At 43.8% G+C, this 24,432-nt stretch carries 22 protein-coding genes; 6 read left to right on the top strand and 16 right to left on the bottom strand.

What is annotated here, in order from left to right; translation table 11 throughout:
• Positions 1–157: 157 nt before the first annotated feature.
• From pyrE to LFUMFP_RS05540, 13 genes are all read right to left on the bottom strand, one after another.
• On the bottom strand, positions 158–796 hold the full coding sequence (pyrE, locus tag LFUMFP_RS05600; RefSeq protein ID WP_025082590.1) for an orotate phosphoribosyltransferase: 639 nt from the start codon (positions 794–796) through the stop codon (positions 158–160).
• Positions 796–1,512 carry an orotidine-5'-phosphate decarboxylase gene (gene pyrF / locus LFUMFP_RS05595; protein ID WP_025082589.1) on the bottom strand — a complete coding sequence of 239 codons (717 nt, stop codon included), beginning with the start codon at positions 1,510–1,512 and terminating at the stop codon, positions 796–798. The genes pyrE and pyrF overlap by 1 nt, the downstream gene beginning before the upstream one ends.
• A gap of 2 nt (positions 1,513–1,514) precedes the next feature.
• On the bottom strand, positions 1,515–2,435 hold the full coding sequence (locus LFUMFP_RS05590) for a dihydroorotate dehydrogenase (protein WP_056949989.1): 921 nt from the start codon (positions 2,433–2,435) through the stop codon (positions 1,515–1,517).
• Positions 2,436–3,221: a dihydroorotate dehydrogenase electron transfer subunit gene (locus LFUMFP_RS05585; RefSeq protein WP_106483233.1), complete on the bottom strand. Its 786-nt coding sequence runs from the start codon at positions 3,219–3,221 to the stop codon at positions 2,436–2,438.
• Between the two features lie 66 nt (positions 3,222–3,287).
• Positions 3,288–6,470, bottom strand: coding sequence for a carbamoyl-phosphate synthase large subunit (gene carB / locus LFUMFP_RS05580; RefSeq protein ID WP_106483232.1), 3,183 nt, complete (start codon positions 6,468–6,470; stop codon positions 3,288–3,290).
• A gap of 20 nt (positions 6,471–6,490) precedes the next feature.
• Complete coding sequence (locus tag LFUMFP_RS05575; RefSeq protein ID WP_106483231.1) at positions 6,491–7,567, bottom strand: carbamoyl phosphate synthase small subunit; 1,077 nt, start codon at positions 7,565–7,567, stop codon at positions 6,491–6,493.
• A 3-nt stretch (positions 7,568–7,570) separates the two neighbouring features.
• Positions 7,571–8,860, bottom strand: coding sequence for a dihydroorotase (locus LFUMFP_RS05570; protein WP_106483230.1), 1,290 nt, complete (start codon positions 8,858–8,860; stop codon positions 7,571–7,573).
• Positions 8,844–9,782: an aspartate carbamoyltransferase catalytic subunit gene (locus tag LFUMFP_RS05565; protein ID WP_106483229.1), complete on the bottom strand. Its 939-nt coding sequence runs from the start codon at positions 9,780–9,782 to the stop codon at positions 8,844–8,846. The genes LFUMFP_RS05570 and LFUMFP_RS05565 overlap by 17 nt, the downstream gene beginning before the upstream one ends.
• Positions 9,775–11,079 carry a uracil permease gene (gene uraA, locus LFUMFP_RS05560; protein ID WP_025082583.1) on the bottom strand — a complete coding sequence of 435 codons (1,305 nt, stop codon included), beginning with the start codon at positions 11,077–11,079 and terminating at the stop codon, positions 9,775–9,777. Before uraA ends, LFUMFP_RS05565 begins: the two co-directional genes overlap by 8 nt.
• A gap of 152 nt (positions 11,080–11,231) precedes the next feature.
• Positions 11,232–11,780, bottom strand: a complete 549-nt coding sequence (pyrR, locus tag LFUMFP_RS05555; RefSeq protein WP_025082582.1) for a bifunctional pyr operon transcriptional regulator/uracil phosphoribosyltransferase PyrR — start codon at positions 11,778–11,780, stop codon at positions 11,232–11,234.
• A gap of 173 nt (positions 11,781–11,953) precedes the next feature.
• A complete protein-coding gene (locus LFUMFP_RS05550; RefSeq protein WP_056949991.1) occupies positions 11,954–12,859 on the bottom strand; it encodes an RluA family pseudouridine synthase in 906 nt (301 codons plus the stop codon).
• Entirely contained in the window at positions 12,852–13,307 is a 456-nt protein-coding gene (lspA, locus tag LFUMFP_RS05545; RefSeq protein WP_025082581.1) for a signal peptidase II, read from the bottom strand. Before lspA ends, LFUMFP_RS05550 begins: the two co-directional genes overlap by 8 nt.
• Positions 13,308–13,376: 69 nt before the next feature.
• Positions 13,377–15,050: a formate--tetrahydrofolate ligase gene (locus LFUMFP_RS05540; RefSeq protein WP_056949992.1), complete on the bottom strand. Its 1,674-nt coding sequence runs from the start codon at positions 15,048–15,050 to the stop codon at positions 13,377–13,379.
• A gap of 156 nt (positions 15,051–15,206) precedes the next feature.
• Between LFUMFP_RS05540 and LFUMFP_RS05535 the strand changes: the two genes are divergently transcribed.
• Entirely contained in the window at positions 15,207–15,422 is a 216-nt protein-coding gene (locus LFUMFP_RS05535; RefSeq protein WP_025082580.1) for a cold shock domain-containing protein, read from the top strand.
• Between the two features lie 90 nt (positions 15,423–15,512).
• Here the strand turns inward: LFUMFP_RS05535 and LFUMFP_RS05530 are convergent, their stop codons facing one another.
• Positions 15,513–15,923, bottom strand: a complete 411-nt coding sequence (locus LFUMFP_RS05530; RefSeq protein WP_025082579.1) for an EbsA family protein — start codon at positions 15,921–15,923, stop codon at positions 15,513–15,515.
• 229 nt (positions 15,924–16,152) lie between these two features.
• On the opposite strand from LFUMFP_RS05530, the gene cls reads away from it, so the two are divergent.
• From cls to LFUMFP_RS05505, 5 genes are all read left to right on the top strand, one after another.
• Complete coding sequence (gene cls / locus LFUMFP_RS05525) at positions 16,153–17,610, top strand: cardiolipin synthase (RefSeq protein WP_106483228.1); 1,458 nt, start codon at positions 16,153–16,155, stop codon at positions 17,608–17,610.
• A 321-nt stretch (positions 17,611–17,931) separates the two neighbouring features.
• Positions 17,932–18,162: a glutaredoxin-like protein NrdH gene (nrdH, locus tag LFUMFP_RS05520; RefSeq protein ID WP_025082577.1), complete on the top strand. Its 231-nt coding sequence runs from the start codon at positions 17,932–17,934 to the stop codon at positions 18,160–18,162.
• Between the two features lie 92 nt (positions 18,163–18,254).
• Positions 18,255–20,426 carry a class 1b ribonucleoside-diphosphate reductase subunit alpha gene (gene nrdE, locus LFUMFP_RS05515; RefSeq protein WP_035438814.1) on the top strand — a complete coding sequence of 724 codons (2,172 nt, stop codon included), beginning with the start codon at positions 18,255–18,257 and terminating at the stop codon, positions 20,424–20,426.
• 51 nt (positions 20,427–20,477) lie between these two features.
• Positions 20,478–21,443, top strand: a complete 966-nt coding sequence (gene nrdF, locus LFUMFP_RS05510) for a class 1b ribonucleoside-diphosphate reductase subunit beta (RefSeq protein ID WP_106483227.1) — start codon at positions 20,478–20,480, stop codon at positions 21,441–21,443.
• A gap of 105 nt (positions 21,444–21,548) precedes the next feature.
• Positions 21,549–22,562 carry a lipoate--protein ligase gene (locus tag LFUMFP_RS05505; protein WP_106483226.1) on the top strand — a complete coding sequence of 338 codons (1,014 nt, stop codon included), beginning with the start codon at positions 21,549–21,551 and terminating at the stop codon, positions 22,560–22,562.
• 165 nt (positions 22,563–22,727) lie between these two features.
• On the opposite strand, the gene LFUMFP_RS05500 is transcribed toward LFUMFP_RS05505, so the two are convergent.
• Both LFUMFP_RS05500 and LFUMFP_RS05495 read right to left on the bottom strand, forming a co-directional pair.
• Entirely contained in the window at positions 22,728–23,435 is a 708-nt protein-coding gene (locus LFUMFP_RS05500; RefSeq protein WP_106483225.1) for an ABC transporter ATP-binding protein, read from the bottom strand.
• A 37-nt stretch (positions 23,436–23,472) separates the two neighbouring features.
• On the bottom strand, positions 23,473–24,213 hold the full coding sequence (locus LFUMFP_RS05495; protein ID WP_233210626.1) for a hypothetical protein: 741 nt from the start codon (positions 24,211–24,213) through the stop codon (positions 23,473–23,475).
• Between the last annotated feature and the right edge of the window lie 219 nt (positions 24,214–24,432).

Genomic DNA, 24,432 nt, shown 5'->3' with positions numbered 1-24,432 from the left:
TTATTCGTTCTCAAGTTCCAAAACAAAAAAAGAAGTAATTGTCATAGATGACAATTACTTCCACATTGAAACCACCAACAACAGTTGACAGAGAACCATTAAAAAAGCCTTAAATGATGCGCTTTTATCCGCATTCATCTAAGGCTTTTTGATTCGATTAATGTTGATCTGACCACGCTTGTGGGTCTTGACGCCATGTTTGTAGTGATTGCAGTTGTTCAGCCGTTAAATCGTCGGCTTCTTGGGCAATCGCTAATAAGGCTTCTAAATTCGACAGTGTCGTCAATGATAATTGCGCCTCTGTAAAATTCTTTTTGCCAGCGGCTAACTGATATGAGAAAATCCCGAAAACACCTAAAACATCGGCGCCCTCTTTTTGCGCGGCGTGTGCGGCTTGGAGCACGCTACCACCGGTTGAAATTAAATCATCAATGAGCACCATTTTTTGACCGGCTTTAAACGGCCCTTCAATTTGGCGCCCCTGACCGTGATCCTTGGGTTTAGACCGGATATAGACCAAAGGTAAGTTCAATAATTCAGCCACCCAAGCGGCGTGTGGAATCCCCGCCGTCGCAGTCCCCGCAATCACTTCAACGTCTGGATATTGATCATGAATCGCCTTGGCTAACTGTTCAGCGATTAGTCGGCGGACTTTAGGATAGCCGATAGTTAACCGATTATCACAATAAATCGGGCTCTTTAAGCCACTGGCCCACGTAAAAGGGTCATTTGGACTTAGACTCACGGCTTGAATATCAATTAAGGCTTGTGCGACTTCTTTAGCGATTTCTGTCATTATTTTTGCTCCCATTCTGCTTTGATTGTTTGATAAGCCTGATACGGATTAGTGGCTTGGGTAATTGGCCGACCGATCACAATGGCACTACTACCAGCTTGCGCAGCTGCCAATGGTGTTGCTGACCGTTTTTGATCGTTAGTTTGACTAGTGGCTGGCCGAATCCCTGGTGTGACACAGTCAAAGTCGATTCCAGTTTGCGCGTGGATTAACGGTACTTCTTGAACAGAACAAACGACGCCATCACAACCAGCCTGTTGCGCGATTTGTGCGTAATTCGTGACTGATTCGGGTAAAGTCGCTTGAACGAGTTGTTCAGTTTGCATTTGGCTTTGACTGGTTGAGGTCAATTGCGTAATGGCTAGCAATTTAGCAGGCTTGACCTGTGCTTTTGTGGCCCCCGCTTTTAAACCAGCAACCCCGGCTTGCAACATTTCACTACCCCCAGCAGCGTGAATCGTTGTGTAATCGACGCCTAATTGGCCGATCACTGTTAAGGCACTATGAACGGTATTCGGAATATCATGCAGTTTTAAATCTAAGAAAATCCGATGCCCCCGCGCTTTGAGCGCCCGAATGACATCAGGACCAGTTTTGTAGAATAATTCCATGCCAACCTTTACGAACAAATGTTCACCTTTTGGAAATTGGTCTAAAAAGGCTTCAGCTGTGGGCCAATCTGGAAAATCTAACGCAATAATCAGTGGTTTTGTCATCTCTATTTGACCTCCTGAGTGACGGCAAAGCGGCTTAAATCCGCGAAACCGTACTTCGTCATTTCTATTGGTAGTTGTTCAATCATTTTAGGACACGCGAACGGATCGGTAAAGTTAGCCGTCCCAACTCCAATTGCATTGGCGCCGGCGGCTAATAGTTCTAACGCATCCGTCGCATTTTGAACGCCACCCATTCCGATAATCGGTAATGCCGAGATTGACCGAACTTGCCGGATAATCCGGACAGCGACTGGTTTAATCGCCGGACCGGATAAGCCACCAGTCTGATTCGCTAGAATTGGTTCGCCAGTTCGAATGTCAATCCGCATCCCAACCAAGGTGTTGATGAGTGAAAAGCCTGCCGCCCCAGCTTGTTCAACGGCTTGCGCAATCGGCCGAATATCGGTGACGTTCGGTGATAACTTAACGTAGACCGGTACTTGGCTAACGGCGACACAGGCCGCTGTTAGTTGTGCAGCTGATTGCGGATCTGTCCCAAATTCTAAACCACCGTGTGCCACGTTTGGACACGAGATGTTGAGTTCGATTGCATGGACATTAGGCGCGGTACTAATTGCTTGGCACACACTGACGTAATCATCTAATGTATTGCCTGCTACGTTCGCAATGATTGGTAGTTCAGGATAATGTTGGGCTAACCACGGTAATTTCTCTGCCATAATGGCTTCAATCCCCGGATTTTGTAAACCAATCGCATTCAGCATCCCACTCGGCGTTTCCGCAACGCGGGGTGTCGCGTTACCGAGGCGCGGTTCTTTAGTCGCCGCTTTAATGATCACGGCACCCAATTGATTTAAATCATAATGTTGACTATATTCTTGACCAAATCCGAAACACCCGGAAGCGGGCATAATCGGATTTTTTAATTGCAGACCGGGTAAATTAACGGCTAAATCAACCATTTAAATCAACACCTCATTTGTTTTGAAGACGGGACCGTCATCACATATTTTTAATTGAACTTCCGGGTTACTTCTAAGTTTAGTGACACAAGCGTAACAAGCACCAATCCCACAGGCCATCCGTTCTTCTAACGAGATATAAGCGTTGGGATGCTCGGCGAAACGATTATCAACCGCCATCAACAGCCCTTTTGGCCCGCAGGCGTAGATTGCATCATAAGTCGTCAAAGCATCGGCAAACTGCGCGTCTAGTAATAAGCCAATGTGGCCTTGATAGCCGTAAGAACCGTCGTTAGTCGCATAGGCGGTCGGGCCTAATGCTTCGAATTCAGATTGGTAAAAAATCGCAGATTGGGTTGCAAACCCGAACAGATGTTGGACTTGAACGCCTTTAGCGACTAATTGCCGCGATAATTCATACAAGGGTGGAATCCCGGTTCCCCCACCGATGATTAGGGCCTTTTGACCGGACTGTAATTGTGCAATCGGATAGCCACTCCCTAGTGGTCCTAAGACCGATAGTTCAGTCCCAACTGGTGCCTGACTTAAAATCGTGGTCCCTTCGCCGACGACCCGATAGAGTAACGTCATCGTCTTTTGCTGCGTATCCACTTTAGCGACACCAAATGGTCGACGCAATAATAAGGCATCACTCGGGATTTTGATATCGACAAATTGGCCTGGCGTGACCGGTTGTTCAGCTATGCTTCCCGCTAAACATAATTCATAGATATTCGGTGCAATTTGGGTTTGGTGTTGAATGGTTAAAGTAGCTTCTACTGACAATAAACGTCGACTCCTCTAAATTTTATGTAATAAAAGCCAGCAATCACTTGCTGACTCTTGGAAAGACTAAAGTGGTTGGGTCATTAACGATTGTGATTCTAAGACGGTTAGAATCGCTGCGGTCGTATCTAACGAAGTTAATAACGGAATGCCGTGTTCAATCGCAGTTTGACGAATGACGATGCTGTCTTTAGAGACTTGCGGTGCTTCGTTTAAGCCCGTGGTATTAATCACGAGTTGCACTTGGCCAGCCTTAATCCGGTCTAATAATTCGCCGGACGTGGCCGTAATCTTAGACACTTGGCGCACTGGAATGCCGGCTGCTTTAAACTCTTGCGTCGTCCCAGGTGTCGCTAAAATTTGATAACCCACTTCTCTAAAGCGTTTCGCTAATTCAAGGGCTTGGGCTTTATCTTGGTTAGTGACCGTCATCAAGACGTTCCCGTGATTTGGTAAATGCATGCCACTAGCTTCAAACGCTTTATAGAGCGCCTTTTGCATCGTGACATCGGTGCCCATGACTTCACCAGTTGATTTCATTTCAGGCCCGAGCAAACTATCAACGCGGGTTAATTTCGAGAATGAGAAAACGGGTGCTTTGACGTGAATCAGTGGGCCGGCTGGTAATAACCCAGTCGGACTCTTTAATTCGGCTAAGGTACTGCCTAAGATTAATTGCGTGGCTAATTGGGCCATCGGAATCTTAGTGACCTTACTTAAGAATGGGACGGTTCGACTGGCCCGTGGATTGACTTCAATCACGTAGACTTCGTCGTTTTGAATGATGAATTGAATATTGAGCAAGCCACGACAATCAAGGGCTAAACAGAGCTTCGTTGCGTATTCAACGATTGTTTGCTTTTGTTGATCGGTTAAGTTTTGTGGGGGGTAAACCGCCATTGAATCACCGGAATGGACGCCGGCACGTTCGATATGTTCCATAATCCCTGGGACTAAGACTTCATGACCGTCACAAATCGCATCGACTTCACATTCTTTACCCATTAGGTAGCGATCAATTAAAACGGGATGATCATCGGAAACTTTAACGGCTTCTTGCATATAGTGTTTTAAATCTTCAGTGGTATGCACAATTTCCATTGCACGACCGCCGAGGACAAAGCTAGGTCGAATTAAAACGGGATAACCAATTCGTTCGGCGATTTCGATGGCATCTGGTGTATTGGTCGCAGTGGCACCAACTGGTTGTGGAATCTTTAATTCGGTGATTAATTGATCGAACAAATCGCGATCTTCGGCGCGGTTTAAACTCTCAACACTCGTTCCTAAAATCTTAACGCCATTTTCGGATAACGGTTCAGCCAGATTAATCGCGGTTTGACCACCGAATTGAACAATCACACCTTCTGGTTTTTCAAGATCAATCACGTTTAAGACATCTTCTAACGTTAATGGTTCAAAGTACAACTTATCCGAAATTGAAAAGTCGGTTGAAACCGTCTCGGGATTACTATTCATAATAATCGCTTCGTAACCCGCTTTTTGAATGGCTTGAACACAGTGGACGGTGGCGTAATCGAATTCGACCCCTTGCCCAATCCGAATCGGACCAGAACCAATCACTAAGATTGAGGGCTTCTTAGTCACGATACTCTCGTTTTCTTGTTCGTAGGTCGCGTAATAATACGGTGTTTGTGATTCAAATTCGGCCGCACAAGTGTCCACCATCTTGTAGACTGGTAGAATCCCGCTTTCCTGCCGCAATTTGCGAACTTGGGCGGTGGTGATTTGCCAAAGACTAGCAATTTCGCTATCGGCAAACCCGTTTTTCTTGGCGATTTCGAGTAATTCAATATCACCTTTATCGGTACGCAATTGTTCTTCTAATTCCACGATGTGACTCAATTTATCTAAGAAGAATAAATCAATTTTCGTTAATTCAGCTAGTTCTTGAATTGAATAGCCGCGGCGGAGCGCTTCAGCCAGGTAGAAAAGGCGATCGTCTTGCGGATGAATAATCCGTTGCACTAAATCGTTATCGCTGACGGCGGTTAAGGCGGGTTCAATCAGATGTTCAGTATCAATTTCGAGAGACCGGACCGCTTTTAAGAGCGCTTCTTCGATATTCCGGCCAATTGCCATCACTTCGCCAGTTGCCTTCATTTGGGTGCCTAAACGGCGATCACCTTTGTTGAATTTATCAAAAGGCCAGCGCGGAATTTTAGCGACCACGTAATCGAGCATCGGTTCGAATTGCGCGTAAGTGGTCCCGGTAATCGGATTATGAATCTCATCTAAAGTTAAACCAATCGCAATTTTAGCGGCCATCTTGGCAATTGGATAACCGGTCGCTTTAGAAGCTAAGGCCGATGAACGACTAACCCGTGGATTAACTTCGATAATGTAATACCGTTCGCTATGTGGATCGAGTGCGAGTTGAACGTTACAACCCCCTTCGATTTTTAAAGCGCGGATAATTTTTAAAGAAGCATCTCGCAACATTTGGACTTCACGGTCACTTAAGGTCTGAACGGGCGCTAGAACAATTGAATCACCCGTATGAATACCAACGGGATCGAAATTTTCCATGTTACAAACAACAAGTGCGTTATCGTTGCGATCGCGCATCACTTCAAATTCGATTTCTTTATAGCCAGCGATACTTTGTTCGACTAATACTTGGCCGACTGGTGATAAGCTCAGGCCGTTAGCTACGATAGTTTCGAGTTGGGTTGGATTCTCTGCAATCCCGCCACCCGTTCCACCAAGCGTAAAGGCCGGGCGAATAATCACGGGATACCCTGTTTCGTTGACGAAAGTTTGTGCTTCGTCTAATGAATGGGCAATCGCTGATTCGGGAATCGGTTCGTTTAATTGGTTCATTAAGTTTTTGAATAATTCACGATCTTCGGCTTGGTCAATCGCGCTTAACTTGGTCCCTAATAATTCGATGTCGAGTTCAGCTAGTAATCCTGAATTAGCGAGTTCGAGGGCCATGTTCAAACCGGTTTGACCTCCCAAGGTTGGTAAAATCGCATCTGGCAATTCTTTACGCAAGATTTGGGTAACAAAATCCAAAGTGATGGGTTCGATATAAACCGTGTCAGCAATCGCTTGATCGGTCATAATCGTCGCGGGGTTGGAGTTAATTAAAACAACTTGATACCCTTCTTCTTTTAACGCTAAGCAGGCTTGGGTGCCTGAATAATCAAATTCAGCGGCTTGGCCAATCACAATCGGACCAGAGCCAATCACTAATATTTTTTGAATGTCGGTTCTTTTTGGCATCTTTAAAACCCCTTTTTTTCTTATTTTTCGCGTCGATTAAAATCGTCAATCATATCCATGAATTCGTCGAACAAATGAACAGCATCGTGGGGACCAGGGGCAGCGTCTGGATGGAACTGCACTGAAAAGGCTGGGAATTGACGGTGGCGCAACCCTTCAACCGTTTGGTCATTGATTTCAATATGGGTCACCAATAACCGATCGTTATCAATTGAATCCGCAGCGACTGCATAGCCGTGATTTTGAGATGTAAAATCAATCCGGTTGGTTGCGACTTCGCGAACGGGATGGTTAAAACCGCGATGGCCGAACTTCATCTTGTAAGTTTGGGCGCCGTTAGCGAGTGCGAATAACTGGTGGCCTAAACAAATCCCAAAAATCGGGACCTTGCCTTGAATCCCTTGAATCATCGTGATGGCTTCAGGCACATCTTCTGGATCCCCAGGGCCGTTAGTTAGCATGACGCCGTCTGGATCTAAGCTCAGGATATCTTCGGCCGTTGCGTTGTAGGGTAAGACCGTTAAATTACAATTACGTTTTGATAATTCGCGTAAAATACTGTGCTTCAAGCCGAAATCAACGACGACAATGTTGCGTCCGGTTGCGGGACTCGGATAAGGTTTAGCGGTTGAAACTTGTTGAACTTGGTTTTTAGGTAAGACCAAAGCTTTCAGTTGGTCAAAAGCGTGGTCGTCAGCCGCATCAACGATACTGGCTTTCATGGTGCCTTTATTGCGTAAACGCCGGGTTAAAGCGCGGGTATCAACACCCGAAATACCGGGAATCCCCTTTCGTTTCAAGAAATCATCTAAGCTCATGTTCATGCGCCAATTATTGGCTAGCCGAGGCACTTCGTGAACGACCACCCCTTTACAAGTTGGCGTAATTGATTCGAAATCATCACGATTGACCCCGTAATTACCAATCAACGGGTATGTAAAAGTGATAATTTGACCATTATAAGATTGATCGGTAATTGTTTCTTGGTAACCACTCATCCCGGTATTAAACACAATTTCGCCGGTTGTAATAGTGGGTGCGCCAAAGCCAAATCCGCTAAAGACACTACCATCTTCTAATATCAGATAACGTTTCATTTATTATTCGCTCCTTTGATAAGCTGTTTGACCGGCAACCAAGGTTAAGACGGTCGTTCCTAAAACAGTGGCACCGATGAAAGGGGTGTTACGCCCTTTCGATTGAAAATCAGTGGCTTGAATGGTGGTCGGCGTTTCTAAATCAAAGATGGCGATATCGGCTAAATCACCGACGTTGAGTTGCCCCGCCTGCTTTAAGTTGAACAATTGAGCCGGATTGACCACCAACCAGTCGATTAATTGGCTCAAACTAAAGGGACCGTTGACCACAAGGTTTGTGTAGAGCAAGCTAAAGGCGGTTTCGCTACCGACAATCCCAAAGGGTGCTTTTTGAATCGACTGCGCTTTTTCAGCCGCAGTGTGTGGTGCGTGGTCGGTCGCGACGATATCAATCGTGCCGTCTAACAGGCCGGCCCATAAACTTTGTCGATCTGCTAAACTCCGCAGTGGCGGATTCATCTTGAACATCGCGTTATCGGTGGTAATCATTGAATCATCCAGTAATAAATGGTGTGGCGAGACTTCGCAAGTCACGTTGACCCCATCGGCTTTAGCGCGCCGGACCAATGCGACCGTTTCTTTCGTCGAAATATGACAGATATGGTAGTGAACGCCGGTCGCGCGGGCGAGTTCGATATCCCGTGCGACTTGAGCGGATTCACTGACACTCGGAATCCCGGGTAAGTTCAACCGTTTAGCGGCTGCGCCATCGTGTAAAACCCCGCCGTTGACTAGAGACATGTCCTCAACGTGGGCGACGATTGGTAAATCAAGGGCTTGCGCTTGTTGCATGGCGAGATACATGGTTTGGGCGGTTTGAACGCCGTGACCGTCATTCGTGAAACCGACGGCGCCAGCGGCTTTAAACGCGGGCATCTCAACTAATTCTTCTTCGGTTAAACCGTTAGTGATGGGTGCAAATTGATACGTATGACTGACCGTTTCCGTCGCATTCCGATCAACCAATGTTTTAAAATCCGCAATGTTATCGGGCACTGGGTTTAAATTGGGCATCGCAATTACGCTGGTAAAACCACCGTGCACTGCGGCGTGACTGCCGGTGACTAATGTCTCCTTATCCGTAAAACCTGGGTCTCTGAAATGAACGTGGCCATCAATTAAACCCGGACTAACGAAATGACCTTGTGCGTCAAAAATGGTCGCCGGTTCGTAATCAGTCGTGCTAATATTCGATTCGATCGCTGTAATCAGCCCATTTTCATCGAATGCAATATCTTGTTGAACCAATTTTGAGTCTACTAATATTTGGCCGTTTTTAATTAATCGATACATTTTCTGACCCCCGAATTAAGCCTTTTTGTTGTAATAATTGTTCGATAATTGCCATCCGCATATACATGCCGTTATGCATTTGTTTAAAAATTCGTGATTGTGGCGCTTCAACGAGTTGATCCGCAATTTCAACGTCGCGGTTAACTGGTGCCGGATGGAGCCAAATGGCATGCGGTGCTAATTTAGCAGCCCGCTCATTCGTTAATCCGTAAGCATCGTGGAATTGTTGGTCGGTCATCGGTGCAGCCGATTGGAATCGTTCATGTTGAATTCTGAGGAGCATGACCACGTCGACTTCGGCCAAGATGTCATCTAGTGCAACGTGCTGGCCGTATTGTGCAAACTCAGCGGTAAACCATTCTGCAGGGCCTGCGAAATAAAGTTGTGCGCCTAAGCGGTGTAAAAGTTGCATGTTCGAACGCGCAACTCGCGAATGGGTTAAGTCGCCGCAAATCACAACTTTAAGACCTTCAAAGTGGCCAAATTCCTCGTAAATCGTCATGACATCCAGTAGACATTGTGAAGGATGTTGTCCACTGCCGTCGCCGGCGTTCGCTAGGGCCATGTGGAAGTTTGGATCGACTAACAGTGGTTTGTAATAAGCATTTTGCGAATGGCGAATCGTGACGAGATCGACGCCGATGGCTTGAACTGTCTTCAGTGTATCACTTAGCGTCTCACCTTTACTAACAGAACTGGTTTCAACTTCGAATGGTAGGACTGATAAGCCTAACTGCCGTTCAGCCATGTCAAAGCTGGTCTTAGTGCGCGTACTGTTTTCAAAGAATAGATTCATTGCATAGACTGGTCGGGTCAGTTGGCACGTTGCCCCGGCTTTAAACGCTTCAGCCCGTTCAATTAACGTTAAAACGTCTTGATTGGTTAATTGCTCGACTGATACTAAAGCTGCTTGGTTAGGCATTTTGTTGCGCCTCCAATTCGATTTCACTCTTAGCTTTTTGCGGTAAGATTAAGTTTAAGGCAATGCCTAAAACAGTCGCAATCGCTAAGCCAGAGAATTGGTATTGGCCGAGTTGAAGATAGGCGTTGCCAATTCCGATGACTAAAATTGATGAACCGATCATTAAATTCCGTTTCTTATCAAAATCAACTTGGTTATCGATTAAAACCCGTAAACCACTTGATGCAATCACTCCGAAAAGTAAGAAGCTAATCCCACCGATAACTGGTGAGGGGATACTTTGGATTAAGGCGCTCAATTTACCGATGAAACCGAAGATGATGGCGAAGAAGGCTGCCCCACCCAGTACCCAGACACTGTGCACTTTCGTGATGGCTAAGACGCCGATATTTTCACCGTAACTTGTCACGGGCGGACCTCCGAAAAAAGCGGCAATAATCGAGGCTGTCCCATCACCGGCTAATGTCCGGTGTAGGCCTGGATCTTTAAAGAAGTTCCGTTTGGTTAATTTGTTGAGGACCATGATATGGCCCATGTGTTCTGTCATGGTAACAAAGGCGATGGGTGCCATGCTGAGAATCGCCCCCCAGTACAAGCCTGGTTTATAAGTGACAAATGGAATTTGGAAATCCGGTAGTTTGAACCAAGCCGCTTCCATCACCGGTTGGAAATCAACAATCCCGAACAAAACCGCGACAACGTAGCCGCAAACGATTCCGAGAAGGATTGGAATTAGGCTCATGAACCCTTTTAAATACATATTGAAGGCAATCGTAATCAGTAAGGTGATGAGTGCGACCGCGAAGAATTTTAAATCATAATCACCAGCGCTATTAATGGTGGCTTGTTTAGCCGCGGTCCCCGCTAAAGATAAGCCGATGACCATCACAATGGGTCCAACCACAATCGGCGGTAAGGCTTTATCGATCCATTTTGAACCAATCAATCCGACGATGACTGAAACAATCAGGTAAACTGCACCAACGGCCATTGTCCCTTGCGCAATTCCGGGATAACCGGTTGTTTTCATCAAGGCCAACATCGGTACGATGAATGAAAAGCTGGAACCCATGTAAGCTGGAATTTTACCTTTGGTAATCATGATGTACATTAACGTGCCGACCCCTGAACTGAATAACGCAATTCCGGGATTTAAACCAACTAAGATTGGGACTAGGACGGTTGAGCCAAACATTGCAAACATATGCTGGATGGATAAACCAATCCATTTCCCGGTACTTGGTCGTTCGTCGACGTCTAATACGGCGTCTGGATTTCTAAAAGCTGATTTTGTCATATTATGCTTCCTCCAACTATTAATCCGTAAAAAAAGACACGCTACTAGTTTGAGAGCGTGTCTTTTGCCTGCCGAAAGAACAGCGTGCCGCGCACCCTATCCTTTCGAACAAACCCTTTTGCTCTCTCTGGAGTCAATTAAACGGTTAATGATTATTTAGTTAATTTTTCAATTGTAATGCCATCATGTTGATCAATTTCTTCCATAGCAACTTTAATTTGTTCCGTTAAAGCCGTTGGAATATTTTTGCCGACAAAATCTGGCCGAATTGGTAATTCGCGATGACCGCGATCGACCAAAACTGCTAACGAGATTTTTTTAGGGCGACCAAGATCCATCAACGCATCGAGCGCTGCGCGAATTGTCCGACCCGTATACAAAACATCGTCAATTAAGATGACGTGTTTGTTTGTGATATCGACTGGAATATCACTGCCATTAATTTGCGGTTCATTTTGCGAATTCAAATCATGTTGGTCATCACGATACAAGGTAATGTCCAAAGTCCCAACGGGCAATGTAATGCCTTCTAGTTGTTCCAAGCGTTTAGCAATGCGATGAGCGATAAAGACGCCGCGGGTTTTAATGCCCACTAGCACAAGGTCTGAAATCCCCTTGTTTTGTTCAATAATTTCGTACGTGATGCGGGTAAAAACCCGTTTCATAGTCGTACTGTCGACAACTTCTTTCGTCATAATCATCCCGCTCCTTCCAAACAAAAAACCTCCTGACCAGTTGGCCAGGAGGTTACAGTTGTGGTTTGCTAGACGCATTGCGCCGTCACCACTTATTCACCGTACCTTCTGGGCCTCACGGGACCAATTAAAGGTTTCTATTTATGTTGCTATTAGCATATCGAATCGCTTGCTAAATGTCAATTGTTTTCGCGTAATTGAGTTAATGTTCTTTCGAATATAGCGGGTAACGGTGCTTCAAATTGTAATTGTTCACCCGTTATTGGGTGTTTGAAGCCTAAAACAGCAGCGTGTAGAAACTGGCCTTTACCTGGCAAAGTCTTGCGTGGTCCGTAAACCGGATCACCCGCAACTGGCCGGTTGATATACGCTAGATGGACACGAATTTGATGGGTCCGCCCGGTTTCTAGTCGACATTTAATCAACGTAAAATCGGTAAAGCGTTCGACGACCTTAAAATGAGTGACTGCTGGGCGACCATCAGGAATAATCGCTTGTTTCATCCGATCAACTTTTGAACGGCCGATTGGCGCATCAATCGTGCCTTCATCTTCTTCGAAATTACCGTGGACTAACGCCACGTATTCGCGCAGATTCGATTTCGCTTTTAATTGAGCCGATAACGATTCGTGGGCTTCATTGGTTTTAGCGACCATCAATAAACCAGAAGTGTCTTTATCAATTCGGTGGACAATCCCCGGCCGGAACACGCCGTTAATTTCGGATAATGGCGTGTGGGCTAATAACGCATTGACTAACGTGCCATTGGGATGCCCCGCTGACGGATGGACGACCATCCCTTGTGGTTTATTGACGACTAATACTTGATCATCTTCATAGACGATATCTAACGGAATATCTTCGGGCACCAAATCAAGTTCGACCGGATCTGGAATTTCAATCGTCACAATGTCGTTTTCAGCGACTTTGTATTTAGCTTTACAAGGCTTTTGATTGACTTGCACCAAGTCTTTTTTGAACCATTGTTGAATTTGTGACCGCGAATAATCTGCTAATAATTGCGGCAATACCTTATCAATTCGGCCCGTTTCAGTTGTAATTGTTACTTGTTTTTTTTCAGTCATGAGTCACTTTCTCTTTCACCATAATTGCGATCAACACGCAGATTACGCCGAAAGTCAACGCCATATCTGCAATGTTAAAGATTGGAAAATTAATAAAATCTAGTTGGAACATATCAACAACGTACTTTAAATGTAACCGATCAATAAAATTTCCAAGCGCACCAGCTAGCATTAAAGCTAAGCCCGTGCGATATAATCTTTCAGACCGCTCAGAGGTGTAAAATAAGTACCCAATCACACCAACTGCCACGATGGTGACCAGATAGAAGAACCATTGTTGTCCGCGTAGAATACTCCAAGCAGCACCATCGTTTTGAACATACGTTAACCCAAAAACATTGGGCACGATTGTTTTGAAAGCACCAAAACTAAGATGGCCAACCACCCAGCTCTTTAGTAGTTGATCGCTACCAATTACTAAAAAAACTAAAATTAAATATAACACCACGGTTTCCCCCTATTCGTACTGATTAACATTGTCCTTAAAAACGGCACTGATGTCAATCAATTTCGAACATTAGAATAACCCTGAAATTTGACCGTCCGCAGTGACATCCATGTTTAACGCAGCCGGTTTTTTCGGTAGACCTGGCATGGTCAAAACGGCCCCGGTCATTGCGACGATAAAACCAGCCCCTAGTTTCGGAATTAATTCACGGACATGCACGGTGAAATCGGTTGGTGCGCCTAAGGCTTTCGGATTATCCGATAATGAATATTGCGTTTTAGCGATGCAGACCGGTAACTGGCCCCAACCGTTCTTTTCAATTTGTTTCAATTGATTGATGGCTTTGCCTTCAAAGACCACTTCACGGCCACCGTAGATTTCGGTGACAATCGTGTTGAGTTTGGTTTTGATGTCTGCTTGAGCATCATATAAGGGTTGGAAGTCTTTCGGTTGATCCAGTGCAGCGAGCACTTCATGAGCCAACGCCAAACCACCTTGTCCGCCGTTCGCCCAGACACTAGTTTCAACGGCTTTAACACCTTTTTGTTCGCAAAGTTCCTGCAATAAGTTAATTTCAGCTTCAGTATCGCTGGTAAATTCGTTGACCGCAACAACGACTGGCACACCATAACGTTGCATGTTGGCGATGTGTTTCGCTAAATTGCTAAAGCCCGTTTCTAACGCGCCTAAATTTTCAGTGGTTAAATCAGTCAAAGCGACTCCGCCGTTATATTTCAAGGCCCGAATTGTGGCAACGATGACGATTGCATCTGGTGTTTTACCCAATTGTGGGACTTTAATATCTAAGAATTTTTCAGCGCCTAAATCAGCCCCAAAACCAGCTTCGGTAATGGCAATATCGCCGAGTTTTAGAGCCGTTTGGGTCGCTAGAATACTGTTACAGCCGTGCGCAATATTGGCGAACGGGCCGCCGTGGACTAACGCCGGTGTGTGTTCAAGCGTTTGCACTAGATTGGGTTTTAAGGCATCTTTTAATAACATCGCGATAGCGCCAGTCACTTTTAAATCAGCGACAGTCACTGGTTGGCGGTCAAAATTATAGCCAATCACAATCCGACTAATCCGGGCCTTTAAATCGGTGATATCGGTTGCCAAACAAAGAATGGCCATCAATTCACTGGCGACCGTGATGTCAAAGCCGTCCTGTCTTGGCATCCCTTGCACTGGTCCACCCAAACCAATGACCACTTGGCGTAGTGCCCGGTCGTTGATATCTAACGCCCGTTTCCAAATAATCCGGCGGGGATCAATGTTTAAAACGTTGCCCTGTTGGATATGATTATCAATTAAAGCCGCTAAAGTGTTAACAGCTGACGTTAAGGCGTGCATGTCACCGGTAAAATGGAGATTAATATCTTCCATTGGAACGACTTGTGCGTAGCCACCACCGGTTGCGCCACCTTTCATCCCCATCACTGGGCCTAATGACGGTTCACGTAAGGCGATTACGGCGGACTTGTCTAATTGGCGTAACGCATCGCCTAATCCGACGGTCACGGTTGATTTACCTTCGCCGGCTGGTGTCGGGTTAATCGATGTGACTAAGACTAACTGACCATCTGCTTGTTGATTCAAACGTTGAATCGCTTTAAAATTAACTTTTGCTTTATAAGGTCCGTATTGTTCCAATTCCGCGGTTTCTAAACCGATTTGTTCGGCAATTGCCGTAATTGGTTTGATTTCATGCGCTTCGTTTTCCTGTGCAATTTGGATATCTGACATGCTGACCCACTCCTTTTATTGACGATAAACATATTATAGCCGATTTCGTACGGAATTGGCAGATTAGTTTCAATAAAGTTTATCTTCGACAGTTACTATCCAGCGTGGTAGAATAAAGGTGCGCGATTAATGCGTGGATTTTAAGGAGGGATTGTGATGGAACGAGGAATCGTGAAATGGTTTAGCAATGCTAAGGGGTACGGCTTCATCAGTTACCAAGATGATGAGGAAATTTTCGTTCATTTTACCGCAATCCAGACCGACGGCTATAAGTCCCTCAATAAAGATGATGTGGTTTTATTCGACGTCAAAGAAGGCGCCCGCGGATTACAAGCGGCCAATGTCCAAAAAATTGAAACCCCACAAGACTAACTCATAATTAATTAAGAATTCATTAGCGTACGTAAATAGGCAACGCATCCTTAAATTGGATGCGTTGCCTATTTTTGATGTCTGATTCGCTTATTCAACAATTGGCCAGCCAGCTGCTTTTAGCGTTGCCACTAATTGTTGTTTATCTTTAGGCTGAAGCAATAATTGCTCAGGTTGATAGTCTAATTCTGTCGTTGTTATCAAAAGGCCATGCTTTTGGACCGCAATTTGCGTCAGCTTCTCACGCTCAATTGTGCGGTGCCGTTTAAACACTGGCCGTTTTAAATGGATTGCTTCTGAGGTAATCGTTACTTGATAGCCCAAGATATTAATGATGGTTAAAATAACCGCAATGAGCGCAATCGTCATCGATTGCCAATTTAAATTGATAAGTTCGAGTTGGATAATTAAGGCTAATAGATAGATAAAGCCAATCCAAGACCACGTCGTGATAAAATAAGCGTAACCTGGTTGGTAGCGGATTGTTAGCGATTTTTGCATGAGCACACTCCTTAGTGTTTTAATAGTACCATTATCATTACTGACTTGTCAGTGGATTGGCGCAATTCTTTAAGAATGATTAAACTTTAACGCAGGACCCTCCCATCGAATCAATTGCCGCTTAGTCCCATTTAACAATCAACTACCACCATTAACCTAAGTAATAGCCTTTTGGCGACATATTTAGTAAACTACTCAAGAAGCTTAATCGAATTTTAGGAGTGATCATTTGGCATTATTAGCAGAAATAACAACTTTAATTATTTTTATCAATGCAGTCCTCGCCATTATTACCGTTTTACGGCAGCCACGGGACATCGCCGCAACGTGGGCTTGGTTATTAGTCTTGATGTTATTACCGGTCGGCGGCTTTATTTTATACCTCTTCACCGGTCGTGGGTTATCGCGTAAAAAGATTTTCCAAAGTCAGTCTCAGATTAACGATGGGATTTTGGCGTTGGTTGATATTCAACGTCAAGAAAATCGTAAAAATGAATTATTGCCTAAAAAGATGCTTTCGAGTGAAGCAACAGAAATGGTCAATTTATTTTTAAATATTAATAACGCCCCCGTCTTAAAGGACAACCACGTGACGTTGTACACGGAGGGCCAAGAAAAATTCGCGGCCCTATTCAACGATATTCGCCAAGCTCAAAAAAGTATCCATATCGAATATTACACCATCTACAACGATCAAATCGGCAATGACTTACAAAAATTGTTAGTTGAAAAAGCAAACGCCGGCGTCACCGTTAACGTCTTATACGATGCTTGGGGTTCTCAAGGCGCAAGCCAGAAATGGTGGCGCCCGCTCGAAGAAGCTGGCGGTCACGCCCGCACCTTCTTCAGTTCTAAACATTCAATCACCGATTTTCGGCTAAATTTCCGCGATCATCGTAAAGTGGTGGTCGTCGATAGTAATATTGGTTACATCGGTGGTTTTAACGTCGGTGATCAATATCTGGGTCGCAGTCATAAACTTGGTAATTGGCGCGATACGCATATGCGGGTCACGGGGAATGCCGTATTAGCGTTACAGGTTCGTTTTTTAATGGACTGGAACGCGAGTGTTGAATCTAACGTGCAACTCCCCTATTCTAATGATCTATTTCCAAAAGAAGTTGCCTCTAAACGGGGGTCGGCTGCGATGCAAATTGTTTCCAGTGGGCCGGATAAACTTGACGAACAAATTAAACTCGGCTATTTGAAAATGATTAGTACCGCTAAAAAACGTCTTTGGATTCAAACGCCTTATTTGGTTCCAGATGATAGTATCATTGATGCGCTAACGACGGCTGCGATGTCTGGTGTCGACGTGCGGATCATGGTTCCGAATATGCCAGATCATCCGTTCATCTACCGCGCAACGCAATATTATAGTCAACTGTTACACGCAACTGGGGTTAAAATCTATAGTTATCAAAATGGTTTTTTGCACGCTAAAACGGTTGTGATGGACGGTCATATCAGTACGATTGGTTCGGCCAACATGGATATTCGGAGCTTTAAACTCAATTTTGAAGCCAACGCCTTTATTTACGATCCGAAAGTCGCCGCGCAACTCGAAACGATATACAAAGCTGATATGCAACACGCGCAATTGCTAACCGATGAGATTATCGCCCAACAATCTAAATGGATTCGTTTTAAACAGAAATTTTCACGATTACTCTCCCCCATTTTATAAAACGTTCGGGTAAAACTATTTAAGTTGTCAGTCATTAAGTTGTCCAACATTTTTTATTTAAAATCAAACGTTAGTCCCACGCGGGTTAATGAATTGTTATGCGTTTAACCCACAAAATAGCCATTGACTTTAGTAGTGATTATGGTTAACTTTATAAGTGAACAGTTCACGTGTGATTCAATTAATCATTCGGCAACAGCCCCTAGTTATAGGGGCTGTTTTTCATTTAAACACAACATCTAGTATTAAATCATTGCAACTTCATTTTCGAAACGGTATACTAATTTTATTAATTAGATTCTTCAAGGGAGTTAAATGATCATGGCAAACATTACATTATACACTAAGAACGGTTGTCCCCAATGTCGGATGACGAAACACTTTTTGGAGACACACGATGTCACTTTCGTTGAACATAACATTAACGACGACCCTCAATATATTGATTACTTACGCGAAAACGGTTTTCAAGCCGTTCCCGTATTAGAAGCTGATGGGATTGATAGCTTTTCTGGTTTCAGACCCGCTGAATTACAAAAATTAGCCATCTAATAGGCGCTTTATTTTTTGTTAGACTAACTCGTCCCTAGAGTTAGTCTTTCCCTTTTTTTAAACCTTAATTTTGCAGAAAGTGGTGCTTAACAATGTCTTTAAAAGAAATCCGTACTGAAGATGTCACCTATTATGAACTCAATAATCAAATTAATATTCCGGTTGACGGTCAAATTCCGTTACATAAGGATCAAGAAGCGCTCGATGCTTTTCTAGAACAAAATGTGCAACCTAATATGGTGACTTTTAAGTCCCTTCAAGATCGTCTAGATTATTTAGTGACTGAAAACTATTATGAAGCTGATTTTCTTAAAGCTTATTCAATCACTTTTATGGAACAACTTAATCAGTATTTGATTGACCAAGACTTCCATTTCAAATCTTTCATGGCTGCCTATAAATTTTACGCACAATATGCTTTGAAAACAAACGATAATGGTTTCTATTTAGAAGATTTTAAAGACCGGATTTTCGTCAACGCTTTGTATTTCGCAGATGGCGATGAAACTTTAGCCATGAATCTAGCAGACGAAATGGTGCATCAACGTTACCAACCGGCCACCCCTAGCTTCTTAAACGCCGGCCGTTCACGCCGGGGCGAATTGGTTTCGTGTTTCTTACTCCAAACAACCGATGATATGAACTCCATCGGCCGGACGATTAATTCCGCACTCGAATTATCCCGAATTGGTGGCGGCGTTGGGATTAGCCTGTCTAACTTACGTGGTGCTGGTGATCCGATTAAAGGGATTGATGGCGCTGCTAGTGGTGTCTTACCGGTCATGAAATTATTGGAGGATTCATTCTCATATTCTAACCAACTCGGCCAACGTCAAGGGGCCGGTGTCGTTTATTTAAACGCCTTCCATCCCGATGTCATTGCCTTTTTGGGGGCTAAGAAGGAAAATGCGGATGAGAAGTACCGGTTAAAGACCCTGTCACTCGGTTTAATCGTGCCGGATAAGTATTACGAACTGGTTGCCAACGATGCCGATATGTATCTTTTCAGCCCTTACGGTGTTGAGAAAGAATACGGTGTCCCTTATTCATACGTCGACATCACCAAAGAATACGATAATTTAGTCGCTAACGATCAAATTAAGAAAACGAAGATTAAAGCCCGTGATTTAGAAAATGAAATCAGTAAATTACAACAAGAATCCGGTTATCCGTACATCGTCAATATTGATACGGCCAATAAAGCCAATCCAATTGATGGTAAAATCATCATGAGTAACCTCTGTTCAGAAGTCTTACAAGTTCAAACCCCTTCACAAATCAATAACCGTCAAGAATATGACGTCTTAGGGACTGATATTAGCTGTAACTTAGGTTCGACGAACATCCCCAATATGATGACGTCACCTGATTTTGGGCATTCAATCGAAGCCATGGTCCGCGCCTTGACTTACGTCACGGATCATTCGGATATCGATGTGGTGCCTTCAGTGGCGCATGGTAACGAACTCGCTCACACCATCGGTTTGGGTGGTATGGGCTTGCATACCTATTTTGCGACTCACCAAATGTTGTACGGCTCACCTGAATCAATCGACTTTACCAGCAATTATTTCATGTTACTCAACTATTGGACCCTCGTGGCTTCGAATAAGATTGCGAAAGAACGCCATGAAACCTTTGCCAACTTTGATAAGAGCAAATATGCTGATGGCACTTATTTCGACCAATACCTGAATGAAGACTGGGCCCCACAATCAACACAAGTTAAAACCCTCTTTGAAGGCATCTTCATCCCCACTAAAGCGGATTGGATAGCTTTACGCGATGCCATTATGGCGGACGGTTTATACCATCAAAACCGTTTAGCCGTTGCACCAAATGGTTCAATTTCATACATTAACGATACCTCTGCTAGCCTCCAACCAATTGTCAACCGCGTTGAAGACCGCCAAGAAAAGAAAATTGGGACGATTTACTATCCAGCTCCTGGTCTTTCAAACGAAACGATGCCGTTTTATGAATCAGCCTACGACATCGATATGCGTAAAGTGATTGATATCTACGCCGCTGCTCAAAAGCACGTCGATCAAGGCATGAGTATGACCCTCTTCATGCGTTCAACGATTCCAGCTGGTTTATACGAATGGAAAGATGGCCGTACGGATAAGATGACGACCCGTGATTTAAACATCTTAAGAAACTATGCACATCACAAAGGCATTAAATCAATTTACTACATCCGGACATACACTGATGATGAAAATGAAGTTGGCGCGAACGCTTGTGAAAGCTGTACCATCTAGTCAGTCAAGGGGCAATTTGCCCCGGATACATACTAAAAGGAGTCAATTGAAATGACAGTAAATTCAGAGAATTACATTGCAATTAATTGGAACCAAATTGAAGATCAAATTGATAAAGCCACTTGGGAAAAATTAACCGAACAATTTTGGTTAGATACCCGAATTCCATTATCTAACGATTTAGACGATTGGCGTGACCTATCCGATCAAGAAAAATGGATTGTCGGCCACGTCTTTGGCGGCTTAACCTTACTCGATACCCTCCAATCACAAGATGGGATGGCGAGCTTGCGCGCGAACATCCGGACCCAACACGAAGAAGCCGTCCTCAATAATATTCAATTCATGGAATCAGTCCACGCTAAAAGTTATTCATCGATTTTCTCAACTTTGAATACGCCGAGCGAAATTGACGAAATTTTCGAATGGACCAATTCGAATCAATACCTCCAATATAAGGCTAATAAGATTAATGATATTTACCAAAACGGCACGCCACTTCAACAAAAAATTGCCAGTGTCTTCTTAGAAACCTTCTTATTCTACTCTGGTTTCTACACCCCACTCTATTATTTAGGCAATAACAAACTGGCCAACGTCGCTGAAATCATCAAGTTAATTATCCGGGATGAATCTGTGCATGGTACTTATATCGGTTATAAATTCCAATTAGGGTTTAACGAATTACCAGCTGCTGAACAGGATAGTTTGAAAGATTGGATGTACGATTTATTGTATGACCTCTACGCCAACGAAGAAAAATATACACACGAAGTCTACGACGGCACTGGTTGGACTGAAGAAGTCCTAACTTATCTCCGCTATAACGCCAACAAAGCCTTAATGAACCTTGGACAAGGTGCGCTCTTCCCCGATACCGCTGAAGACGTCAATCCCGTAATTTTAAACGGGATGTCAACTTCGACCGCCAACCATGATTTCTTCTCCCAAGTCGGTAATGGTTACCGTCTGGGTAATGTTGAAGCCATGAGTGACAGCGACTACCATTTCGACTAATAACCTAGACTGAAATTCCAAGTGAATTTCAGTCTTTTTTAATCCCCTATTATCGTCAACTAAGGTATAATGAAAGCGTGTTAATCATGAAGGGAGTCCTGTTTGATGTATTACGTTGTTATGCCATCTAATGATATTCGTCGTAACTTGGCGACTGAACAATATTTAATGAATCAAAAACATTTCGATGAACCTTTGTTGCTCTTTTATATTGAAAAGCCCTGCATCATCGTGGGCCGTAATCAAAATACGTTTGAAGAAATCAATCAACAATACGTAGAAGGCCACAATATAACCGTTACCCGCCGATTATCCGGTGGTGGTGGGATTTATCAAGATCTTGGTAATCTTTGTTTTAGTTTCGTGGTGGATGCCGATTCAGAACAATTCGGCGACTTTAAATCCTTCACGCAACCCATCGTTGATGCGCTCCACCAGATGGGCGCAACTTCGGCGGAAGTTTCTGGCCGTAATGACATGTTAGTTGCGGGTAAGAAGTTCTCCGGCAATGCGATGTACACCAAGAACGGCAAAACGTTCTCACACGGCACGCTTTCGTGGGATGTCGATTTAGACGTCTTAACCCAAGCGCTCAACGTGCCAGCGGATAAAATCGCTTCGAAAGGGATTAAGTCAATTCGCCAACGCGTGACAAATCTCAAACCGCACGTTGATTCACAGTATCAAAATATGACGACCGAAGAATTTCGGGATGTTTTATTATTAAACTTATTCCACGCCACCGATTTAGCCGCCATCAGTGATCGTCAATATCAATTAACCGATGCTGACCAAGCGGGTATCGATCAACTCTTTAACGACATCTACAGTAATTGGGATTGGGTCTATGGTAAATCACCCAACTCAACCGTCCAAAAACGCCAGCATTTCGATTTTGGCACGATTGATGCCCGTTTACTCATCGAGCAGGGTAAAATCGCTAACGTGAAGTTCTATGGCGATTTCTTCGGTTCTGGTGATGCGAATGAATTGGCTAAGCAACTGCAAGGCACAATTTATGATCGCCAACACTTAACTGAAGCCTTAGCTGATATTGATACAACCCCCTATTTTACGGGAATTCCCAAAACCGAATTAGTGACATTATTAGCCCAATAAATCAAAAAAGCTGTAACAGAACTCGGTTATCAATTGAGTATCAAGTTGAAAAGTCGCCTATCCCGAACTAAGGATAGACGACTTTTTGATTTGAACGGAAATTGATGAGTTCTGGTGCGCGATAAAGAAGCGTATTGCGACTTATATCAAAAACTCTTTAGTTTGTTAGAAAATCAGCGTCTCCAGTGTCGGTGCTTCTACTATTTTTTGAATATGACCATCTTTTAAAACGATTGCCCGTGAAGATTGACTCGCTAGCGTTAAATCGTGCGTTACCATCACAATGGTTTTCCCGGTTGTCACTAATTCCTGTAAAATCGTCATCACCAACAACCGAGAATGTGTGTCTAAGGCGCTGGTCGGTTCATCTAGAAAGATAATATCGGGATCCGCTAAAATAGTTCGGCCAATCGCCACCTTTTGTTGTTCCCCACCTGATAAGGCATCGATTGATTGGTGTAACTCAGCCTTCAGTTCTAATCGCTTCGTCAAAGTAGCCACGGTGGCCGGTTTAATCCGGTGGCCGTTTAACGTTCCCGGTAATACCAGATTATCATAAGCCGTTAACGCGGGAATTAACTGAAAATGTTGAAAAATAAACCCAATTTCTTTGCGCCGAAACGTTGCTAGCTTTGTCGCGTTCCAACCATATGGATTTTGACCGTTAATCAAGACCGTTCCAGTCGTTGGTGGTAATAAACTTGAAATACAATAGAGTAATGTCGTTTTACCAGAACCCGATGGTCCGACAATTGAGATAAACTCTCCCTTTTTAACATCAAAAGAAAGGTCGTCAAGTACAAGCAATTGTTTATTTTTAGCCAGTTCGATTTCTTTTTTGAGATGCGTCATTGAAATCACACTTTGATGCATGCTGATCAGCTCCCTTTAAATAATTTGCCTACTTAGCTCATTCAATGTATTTTTTAGTCGTCCGTAACGCTAATCCGTTGATTAGGATAAAACAGCCAAAAAAGAGCAAGAATGCGCCGAACGTGAGTGCACAATTAACGGTCCAGTTGGCTTTGAAAATATTGCCACCCCCTAAATACGTTACCCGTAATAGCGGAATTGCAAACAGAAATGTCCCAAACAAAGTGATTAAAACTGAGATCAACGACGCCGTTCCAATTTCAATTAATTTTAATTTAAATAGCCAATTTGGCGGACAACCCGAAAAGAAATATTGGGCCGATTCTGTTCTGGTTTTTAATCTAAACAAACCAATCGAAGTCAGCACATTAGCAAGGCTGATGATGATTGGTGCGCCAAATACAAACAACAGATTAAAGATTAAATCATATAGATAGTCCGCACTATTGTGTCCATCAATCAATAATTTAGTATTGAGAAATAACGCAATAAAATTGCCGACTAATAACGTAATGACAATCACGGGCCGACTTAATTTAATTAATCCTTCGACATTGTATTGCATATTATCAAAAGCTGAACGCAACATAGGCTGTTTTGTGATACTTGGTAAATCAACGATGCGCTTCACGATGCCTTTAAAAAGGGGGCGAATTAAAAAGTTCATCCCAATTAGCAACGCCAGCCAGACCGGCAGTAATAGATTCATTGAACTTGCCATACTGCTCGTATAGGCTTTAACGTCAGTTGGATTAGGCACTGCCTTGATATACAGCATAACGGTTACAACTAGACAGAATAAAAGCGCGACGCTACCACTAAACAAGCCAGGGTGTCGTTGTTTGTCCAATTGATTAGTAGCCGATAATCGCCCTTTTCGTTGTTGATAATTTTTAAGAGGCAAATTACAAGTTTAATCCGAACAAGCCCGGAATCTTTCAATGGCAGTCTGTTGATGATGTATTTTTAATGGTCGTTGATTAATTAGTTCAAGTGC

This window comes from Latilactobacillus fuchuensis (assembly GCF_900258455.1).
Classification (GTDB): Bacteria; Bacillota; Bacilli; order Lactobacillales; family Lactobacillaceae; genus Latilactobacillus; species Latilactobacillus fuchuensis.
The sequence above is the reverse complement of the archived record's forward strand: the minus strand, read 5'-3'. Positions and strand labels throughout refer to the sequence as shown.